Below are 1,413 nucleotides of genomic sequence, written 5' to 3' on the forward strand. Positions count from 1 at the left end.
TAATGCCGTTCACTTAAGGTGAACGGCTTTTTTATTTCTAGCGTACCGCTGCGGTCTTGGCTTGACTGAGCGAGGAAAACTTCGCTCCCTTCGAGGTTCTAGAATGAGGCTTTCTGCCATCGTATAAAAGTATTTTAACTGACGCGGTATGGCCCCTGGGCTTGAATAAGGTAATCCAACAAGCAACCTCATTATTTGAGCTAAACTACCATTGAAACTCAGTTGGTACGGTAAATAATCACCTTTTAATGTGTGGCACATTTTTACCATCTGATATCGCACCATATTATAAGTAAGCAACACTCCCCACAGCTCTTGCTTTACAAGCGCTGGTAAGCGACTTCTTAATGTTAATCGATTACCCAGCATATATTGCTTTTGTTCGCGATAACCAAGCTCTATCTCCCAGCGGTGACTGTATATATCGCCTATATCGGCTGATGGATATCTCATCGGATCTGTCATCGATGTCATCACACTGTATGATTTCCCTTTTATTTTTCGAGTCACTAACCTCGCTATTAAGGTGTCAGGCAGCGTTGGCCACATTTTGCTTGCTCTTGGATTACTGCTAAGTTGGACTAATTTATCATTACGCCCTAATGTTTGAATAACGTCATATTGCACATTTTTTTTCAGGGGGATTAGCCAATGGCGTTCACTGCCAGTTGTTTGCCATTTATGTAAAAGCCCTAAAGAATAAAAACCTTTGTCGAATAAAGTGAGGCTATTGTCTGGTGTGGTTTCTATAAGCTTTTCAGCCAGTACCATTTCATTGACCTTGTAATCATCAAAAGCGCTCCCCGTTATTAAATGGCTGCTCAGTTCCATTTGACACACCATTCTGACCTGTGGGTATTGTGTGTTGGTCGGTTTTGTAAAGGCCTCATTATTTTGGGGGGAGTCATCCGTACGCCAAACAACACCATCGACACCCAGCAAGGTAAGTCCATTCCAATGAGGGTGGTTAGCGTCTTCATTCCAATGTCTTTGGGTACATTCAAATAAGGCTTTCATAGCGGCTTCACCTAGGTTTTTACGACGCTGAGTTAAAGCACTTGGCGCAACAAATGGCTTCCCTTCTCGGTCAACAATGTCGAGCATATTAACGACATCGGCCATGGATTTGTCATTATAAATAACCATACCGATCAACAACCAAGCCATCGATTCTAGGGTTAGTTTTCTTTTTCGTAGTGTAACGGTTTCGGTCAGTGCATAGGCTTCTTCGATAAGAGATAAAGGGAGTAAATCTGCGAGTGTTTCAACGTCATTAGGTTTGATGTTGTTGATAATATCGAGAGCATTAGAAAGTTGCATAAAAAATCCGAATTCTACAAAAGAATTCGGATTCTTACATACCTAGAAGATCGTTCAAGTGCTATTAACTATTTCTTAAATGATCGGCATTAC

The 1,413-nt window shown here is 41.4% G+C and carries 1 protein-coding gene; it reads right to left on the bottom strand.

Translation table 11 applies throughout. The annotated features are described in order from the left end of the window. Nucleotides 1-9: 9 nt before the first annotated feature. A complete protein-coding gene (locus QL998_RS20610; RefSeq protein WP_290193390.1) occupies nucleotides 10-1,320 on the bottom strand; it encodes an IS4 family transposase in 1,311 nt (436 codons plus the stop codon). Between the last annotated feature and the right edge of the window lie 93 nt (nucleotides 1,321-1,413).

It is taken from the genome of Pseudoalteromonas sp. APC 3691 (assembly GCF_030408135.1).
In the GTDB taxonomy this organism is placed as follows: Bacteria; Pseudomonadota; Gammaproteobacteria; order Enterobacterales; family Alteromonadaceae; genus Pseudoalteromonas.

Coding starts and splice junctions, on each gene's coding strand:
- QL998_RS20610 (WP_290193390.1), bottom strand. CDS start 1,320: ATGCAACTTTCTAATGCTCTCGATATTATCAACAACATCAAACCTAAT.